This window comes from Aminobacter sp. P4_H6_2, from assembly GCF_056400805.1.
On sequence record NZ_JBFUKO010000266.1, the window covers coordinates 1 to 7,347 of the forward strand.

A 7,347-nucleotide genomic window follows, 5' to 3' on the forward strand; every position below is an offset into this window, starting at 1 on the left:
ACCCAAACCTGGTCGAAGAACGGCTTTTCCGGGCCGTACAGTCGGAACAATACCTCGAACCTGCCGTCCGGGTTCGTCGGCACCCAGTTGGCATCCTTGCCGGTCGGCGCCTTCGGCCCGAAATATACGTCGACCGATCCGTCGGCGTTCTTGACCAAGCCTTGCGTAGTGGAAGCGCGGCTTGAGTAAGGCATGTCGCGTATCAGCGCATGCGTGGCGCGGTCGTAGACGGTGGCTGACCAGTAGAGCTTCACCGGCGCCTCGGCGGGTACCGTCAGCTTGTAGCTGCCACTGCCGTCGAGGGGCTTTCGGTCCTTGTCCCGGATCGTCATCAGATAATACTGCCCCGCGCCCAGATGTTTGGCGCTGAAGTAGGCCATCGAATAGGCGACGCCGCGTCCGTCGACCGGATAGGCATCCGGATCGGCAAAGTTGGTCATCATGCCTTCGGACACCCCCGGCAGCGCGGGAAGCACCCATTGCATTCCTTCGTTGAACGATGTGGTGAAGACGCCTTCGTAGCGGTGATCGAGCTCGGCGTGGGCCTCGCTGGCCGCCTGTTTCAGGATCGCCTGGGTTTTCTCGTCGGGAGCGAACGACTTGCCTTTCTCGATGCCGATCGACTTCAGCATATCGATCATCACCTTGTCGCGCTCGATCCAGGGCTCGTACTGAACGAAGCGGTCGAGCGACTGGAAGAAGCGCAAATGTAGGGAATGGTGCTGTCGTAGACAACGTCGATCGCATCGACGAATTTGGTGGATGGTGGGCTGGCTGCCTGAGACAGTGGGTAGACTTTCACACGCTTGCCATACTCGACCGCCTTGGCGACGTCGGCGGCGCTGCCGCTCGCCACGTTGGAGCGCAACAAGGCGTAACTCTGGTAGGTCGCCGACTGAAGCGCAATGTAGCCGTCAGGCGTCTTCACCTTGTAGCCGGGAGGCAGGATCAGGTATTTTCCGCCAGCTCCCTTGTCGACGCCGGCCGGCCCGACATCTTCCAGTCCCGTCTGCCAGCCATCGTCGATACTGCCGGTAATTGAGCCTTCGGGACCAGCCGGCGGGATCTCCATCACCATCGGGCCAACGTCCTTGGTATCGAAGAAGGGCATCAGGTAGATGACATCGGGATTGGGGGTGAGGGTCTGGTTCTTCCAGTCCGGCAGACCTGACCAGTAGACGATCTCGTTGTCCTTGGCGCCCGCCTTCAGCCCCGCCTGAAGCATCAGATCGAAATTGACCGCCGGCATGCCCCAGATGACGGCGTCAACGGCACGCCGCTCCACAGTGCGCTGCGCAAGTTCGTCGGCGGAACGGTCCTGGGCCTGCGCGGGGAGAGACGCGAAGACCAAGGCAACCGCTCCGAGCAACATTTTGTTCACGGCACTTCGCCACTGTCATCGTCGCAGCGTTTCAGGCACATGAACTCGGGCAAGTTCGCCTGACGCTCTGGTTGGAATATCGCACCGAAGCTTGCCCCTGAACAGCGGTCGCAACCGCACTTGAATGGCCGGAGGCTGCGACGCTTTGGGAACTTGATGCTTCCGCCCAAGCGCTCACTTCCAATCCATTTTTTGTGGTTGAACCAGCAAATTGCGGCAGGCCGCTGAGGACGGCGTCGGCATAGCTGTCAGGGGTCAGATCGCGTCGGGCGCACTGGCATCGCGCACGCAGTCTTTCCGCCGCGCCAGGGCTGCTCCCGGCGGTCCGCAGCTCCAGCGACTTCTTGCCTGGGAATTCGAGGCGTGAGGTCTACCCACTAGCGGCAGACCTCACGTCCTGCGCTCAGGCGTTCGCCCAGCACTTGGTCAGTGCATGGCCGCCCATCAGCTCGCCGTTGGGATCGTCGACCCAGCCGCCGACCTTGGTGCCGGTCGCGTCGATGTAGTTGTTGAACATCGGCACGATGACGCCGCCCTCGTCGCGCAGCATCACGGCAGCCTGCCGGTAGAGATCCTTGCGCTTGGCCTGGTCGAGCTCGCCGCGGGCGGCGAAGATCAGCTTGTCGAAGTCTTCACGCTGGAAGCGCGTGTCGTTCCACTCAGCCTTGGAGAGATAGGCGATGGAATAGACCTGATCCTGCGTCGGCCGCCCGGTCCAGTAGGACATCGAGAAGGGTTGCTTGTTCCACACCTCCGACCAGTAGCCGTCGCCGGGCTCGCGCTTGACCTCAAGCGTGATGCCGGCCTTGGCCGCACTTTGCTGATAGAGCTGGGCGGCATCGACCGCACCGGGGAACGCGACATCGGAGGTGCGCAGCAGAACCGGCCCGCTGTGGCCCGATTTCTTGTAGTGGAATGCCGCCTTGTCCGGATCGTATTTACGCTGCTCGATGTCGTCAGCAAACATCGCATAGGCCTTGGTCACCGGCATATCGTTGCCGATCGAGCCGTAGCCGCTCAGGATTTTCTGCACCATCTCCTCGCGGTCGACGGCGTATTTCAGTGCGAGCCTCAAGTCGTTGTTGTCGAAGGGGGCAGCGTTGCAGTGGGCAATGAAAACATAGTGCCCCTTGCCCGGCACGTTGCGGATTTCAACGCCCGGCACGCGCTTGATCAGGTCGACGATCTTGGGTTCGACACGGTTGATCATGTCGACCTGGCCGCCCTGAAGTGCCGATGTACGGGCCGTCGCGTCGTTGATGACGACGATTTCGATCTGGTCGGCATGACCGCGCTTGTCGGTGCCCCAATAACCCTTGTGCAACTCGCCGACGTGGCGCACGCCGGGCTCGTTGACCACGACCTTGTAGGGTCCGGTGCCGATGCCTTCGGTCGGCTTGTCCTTGCCGCCATTGGGCTGGATCATCAGGTGATAGTCGCTGACCACGTAGGGAAGGTCGGCATTGGCCTCCTTGAGCTGGATGACGACATAGTCGCCATCGACCTTCACGCTGTCGAACTGGCTAACGAACGCAAGCGCCGCCGATTTCGAATTGGCGTCGGCATGGCGCTCCAGCGTCGCCATCACATCTGCCGGCGTCAGGTCTTTGCCATTGTGGAAAGTCACGCCCTTGCGGATCTTGAAATGCCAGGTCTTGGCGTCGTCGGAGGCTTCATAGGACTCGGCCAGCCGGGGCTCAATCTCGCCTGCCGGCGACACTTCCAGCATCTGTTCGCCCCAGCTGCGTCCCAGCGTATAGGGCACTTGGCTCGCCCAGCTTGCCGGATCGAGGCTGTCAGTGGCGGCACCGCCAACCATGCCAGCCTTCAATATGCCACCCTTGACCGGGGCCTGCGCCCGCGCGGCACTGCCAAGCAGAGTATTGGCCGACAAGGCAGTGACGCCAAGGGCTGCGGCGCGGCCGAGAAAGTCGCGGCGCGACAGCCGCCCGCTGACCACGAGGCGGCTGAGATGATCGAGTTCACTGGACATTCGACTACGTTCCTCCTGATGGGCGCGACTTGATGTCGTCATTGTTCCCGCCTCCGATATTGATTTGCAGCGGTATCGGCTCAGCGCGCTGGAAGCGACATCGGATGCCGCTTTTGGAGTTCAGCACATTTTGGTTGCCGTTGGGTGAAGCTCGACAAGCCTTCCTCTTGCCCTGCCTTCAAAGCCGTGTGACGATGCGTTCGAACGGGAGGAACTGCACCAACGTTGTTACCCGCGACGGCCGAACAGGCCGGCCGCCGCATTCAGGGAAAAATGCCTGAGTGGAGGTCAGCTCTCATGGGTAGTCGCGCCGGAGGAAGACGCACGGGACCGAAGTGCATTGCCATCGTCGGTCCCTTTGCCAGCGGTAAAACCACACTTTTTGAAGCCCTTCTCGCCCGCACGGGCGCCATCCCCAAGCAGCAGCCGGTTTCGTCCGGCAGCACCGTCTCCGACCATTCCGCCGAGGCCCGGGCGCATGCCATGAGCGTCGAGGCGGTCTTCGCCACCACCCAGTTCATGGGCGAGAGCATCACCTTCGTCGATTGCCCAGGCTCGGTCGAGTTCGCCTTCGAGGCTGAACCGGTGCTTGCCGCCTGCGATCTCGCGGTCGTCGTCGTGGAGCCCGACGAGAAGAAGATCCCCGCTTTGCAGGTCATCATGCGCAAGCTCGACGAGCTCGGCATCCCGCGCATCCTGTTCCTCAACAAGATCGACAAGGCGACATCAGGCGTGCGCGACACGCTGAAGCTTTTGCAGCCGGTCAGCCGGGCCCCGCTCTTGCTACGCCAGATCCCGCTGCGCAAGGACGGCGTCATCGTCGGCTCGATCGACCTGGCGCTTGAGCGCGCCTACATCTACCGCGAATACGCCGCAAGCGAGATCGCCGACATTCACAGCGACGACAAGGCGCAGGAACTCGAAGCGCGCTTCGCCATGCTCGAAACCCTTGCCGACCATGACGACCAGCTGATGGAACAATTGCTCGAAGAGATCGAGCCTCCCAAGGACGCGATCTTCGACGACCTCGCCGCCGATCTGCGCGATGGCACCGTCACCCCGGTGCTCATCGGCTCGGCCGAAAAGGGCAATGGCACGCTGAGGCTGCTCAAGGCCATCCRCCATGACGCACCCGATGTCGAGGCGACACGCAAGCGGCTTGGCCTGGGCGACGGCAATGCGTCCGTGGTTCAGGTGATGAAGACCATACACACCTCGCATGCCGGCAAGCTGTCGGTGTCGCGCATTCTCTCTGGTCAAGTCACCGATGGCGCCGAACTCTGGCTCAACGCAACCGACACCGCCAAGGTCTCGGGCATCTACCGCATGCTTGGCAAGGATCAGTCCAAGCTTGCCACTGCCGGTGCCGGCGACACGGTGGCACTCGGCAAGCTCGACAATGTCTCGACCGGCCAGACTCTGACCTCGGCCAAAGGCGGCACCAAGCCGCTGGTCAGCCTCGCGCCGCCGAAGCCGGTCTATGCCTTCGCCCTTCGCCCCAAGGAGCGCAAGGACGAGGTCAAGATGTCGGCGGCGATCCAGCGCCTTGCCGAAGAAGACCCTTCGCTCACCTTGCACCACAATCAGGATTCTGCCGAGACGGTGCTGTCGGGCCATGGCGAGATGCATTTGCGGGTCGTGCGCGAGCGGCTCGAAGGACGCAATCAGATCGCCGTCGAAGGCCATGCGCCGGCGGTTCCCTATCGCGAAACCATTCGCAAGTCCGTCCAGCAGCGCGGCCGCCACAAGAAGYAGTCCGGCGGTCACGGCCAGTTCGGCGACGTCGTCATCGAGATCAAGCCGCTGCCGCGCGGTTCGGGCTTCGAGTTCACCGACACCATCACCGGCGGTGTCGTGCCCAAACAGTACATCCAGTCGGTTGAAGCAGGCGCGCGCGAGTTCCTCAAGACCGGCCCGCTTGGCTTTCCGGTTGTCGATATCGCGGTCAACCTGTCGGACGGCTCGTTCCACTCGGTCGATTCCTCCGACATGGCCTTCCAGATGGCGGCCAGGATCGCAATGAAGGAAGGCATGCCAAGCTGTTCGCCGGTGCTGCTCGAACCTGTCATGAAGGTCGAGATCTTCACGCCGTCCGATGCCACAGCGCGCATCATCGCGCTGGTGCCGCAGCGCCGCGGTCAAATCCTCGGCTATGACGCTCGTTCGGGCTGGCCCGGCTGGGACGTGGTCGAGGCGACCATGCCGCAATCGGAGATCGGCGACCTGATCATCGAGCTACGCTCGGCAACCGCTGGTGCTGCCACCTACCGCGCCGACTTCGACCATATGGCCGAGCTCACCGGCCGCCTCGCCGACGAGGCGATGCAGTCAGGCGGCAAGGCTGCCTGAACACGTAGACCGGCYGGCGTCACCGCCGCCCGGTCCTCCTCTTCACAGTCTCTTGATGACCAGTATCGGCCATGCGCTGTAACAACGGGCCGTTCGCACTCGTATGTGAAGGCATTACCGTTGATTTCGCATCCGGCCCGGCCGAACTTAGGGCTTGGCTGAGGGGAGAACCACTGATGGCATTCATACATCGCCGCCCGTCCTGGGCGATATCGGAAGCTCTGGCCACGCCCGAAGAGATATTCCTCAACCGCCGCACCATTCTGGCTGGCATGGGCCTTGGCCTCGCCGCTGCTGCCCTGCCCCGGCGAGCACGCGCCGAAGACGCCGACCCCACAGCCGATCTCTATCCCGCCAAGCCGAACACGGCCTACAAGCTCGACCGGCCGCTGACGCCCGAAGAGATCAACGCCAACTACAACAATTTCTACGAATACGGCACCTACAAGGAGATCGCAGCCAACGCCCAGCAGCTCAAGACGCGGCCTTGGGAAGTCGAGATCGGCGGCCTTGTCGACAAACCGATGACGCTTGCCATCGATGACCTGATCCGCAAATTCCCGCTGGAGACGCGGCTCTACCGCCACCGCTGCGTCGAGGCCTGGTCGATGACCATTCCGTGGAGCGGCTTTCCGCTCAAGTCCCTGGTGGCGCTCGCCAGTCCGAAAGCGGACGCAAAATTCATCCGTTTCGAAACCTTCCTCGATCCTGCCATGGCGCCCGGCCAGAACGACTTCGTCTACCCCTGGCCCTACATCGAAGGCGTCACCATCGAAGAAGCTGCGCTCGACCTGCCCTTCCTCGTCACCGGGGCCTACGACAAGCCGCTGGCCAAGCAGTTCGGCGCGCCGCTGCGGCTCGCCTTGCCGTGGAAGTACGGTTTCAAGTCGATCAAATCGATCCGGAAGATCGACTTCGTCGCCGAACAACCTGTCGGCCTGTGGGAAGCGATCCAGCCGAGCGAATATGGCTTCTGGGCCAATGTGAACCCCGAGATTCCTCACCCACGCTGGAGCCAGGCCAAGGAACGCGTACTGGCCACCGGCGAGCTGGTGCCGACCCAGCTGTTCAACGGCTACGCGGCCGAGGTGGGCCAGCTCTACGCGGGCCAGGACCCTGCCAAGCTCTACATGTGAGCGACAAGTCAGCGACTGTCAGGACAAATCAAAAGCGGCACTCGAGCAAATCCTCGAGTGCCGCTTTTTGCGGACCGTTCCGGGGAGGCGGGACGGCAGGTCCGCCGCTTCGTGGCCAACGTTTTGTTCCGTTGGCAATCTGCTGGACGCGGCGCGTTGCCTGAACCTGGCACGTTCGGGTGATGCCCCCATCTCCCGGCGCGCCATCACCGCGTCCACCTAAAAACTAGGCGCGTCAGAGGCTTCGAGGAACGTTACCGGGGGTTACATGTCACTGTTACGCGGGCCGCTCGGAACGTCGGCCAGTGTCTTAGGGGCGACTTTCGGTAAGGGGATGCCCTACTGCAACGCGCCAGAACATCCTCGCGCGACCAAACAGACGGAAGCCGCTCCAGCCTGAATTCAGGCAACAAAAAAGCCGGATCCAAGAAGATCCGGCTGAGTTTGATTGGAAGTGCCGATTAAGGCGAACCTCCAGAGGGGAACAC

General features: G+C 62.4%; 5 protein-coding genes. 2 read left to right on the forward strand and 3 right to left on the reverse strand.

The window, feature by feature from the left end; translation table 11 throughout:
* The 3 genes from AC1DUU_RS18440 to AC1DUU_RS18450 form a co-directional block, all read right to left on the reverse strand.
* A partial coding sequence (locus AC1DUU_RS18440; RefSeq protein WP_476784853.1) for a DUF1214 domain-containing protein occupies window positions 1–632 on the reverse strand: 632 nt, incomplete at its 3' end.
* Window positions 633–640: 8 nt separating this feature from the next.
* Complete coding sequence (locus tag AC1DUU_RS18445; RefSeq protein ID WP_476784857.1) at window positions 641–1,372, reverse strand: DUF1254 domain-containing protein; 732 nt, start codon at window positions 1,370–1,372, stop codon at window positions 641–643.
* 412 nt (window positions 1,373–1,784) lie between these two features.
* Window positions 1,785–3,374, reverse strand: coding sequence for an ABC transporter substrate-binding protein (locus AC1DUU_RS18450; RefSeq protein WP_476784854.1), 1,590 nt, complete (start codon window positions 3,372–3,374; stop codon window positions 1,785–1,787).
* Window positions 3,375–3,671: 297 nt separating this feature from the next.
* Between AC1DUU_RS18450 and AC1DUU_RS18455 the strand changes: the two genes are divergently transcribed.
* Together AC1DUU_RS18455 and msrP are read left to right on the forward strand one after the other, a co-directional pair.
* On the forward strand, window positions 3,672–5,723 hold the full coding sequence (locus AC1DUU_RS18455; RefSeq protein ID WP_476784855.1) for an elongation factor G: 2,052 nt from the start codon (window positions 3,672–3,674) through the stop codon (window positions 5,721–5,723).
* A 176-nt stretch (window positions 5,724–5,899) separates the two neighbouring features.
* Complete coding sequence (gene msrP / locus AC1DUU_RS18460) at window positions 5,900–6,859, forward strand: protein-methionine-sulfoxide reductase catalytic subunit MsrP (RefSeq protein WP_476784856.1); 960 nt, start codon at window positions 5,900–5,902, stop codon at window positions 6,857–6,859.
* The last annotated feature ends 488 nt before the right edge of the window (window positions 6,860–7,347 follow it).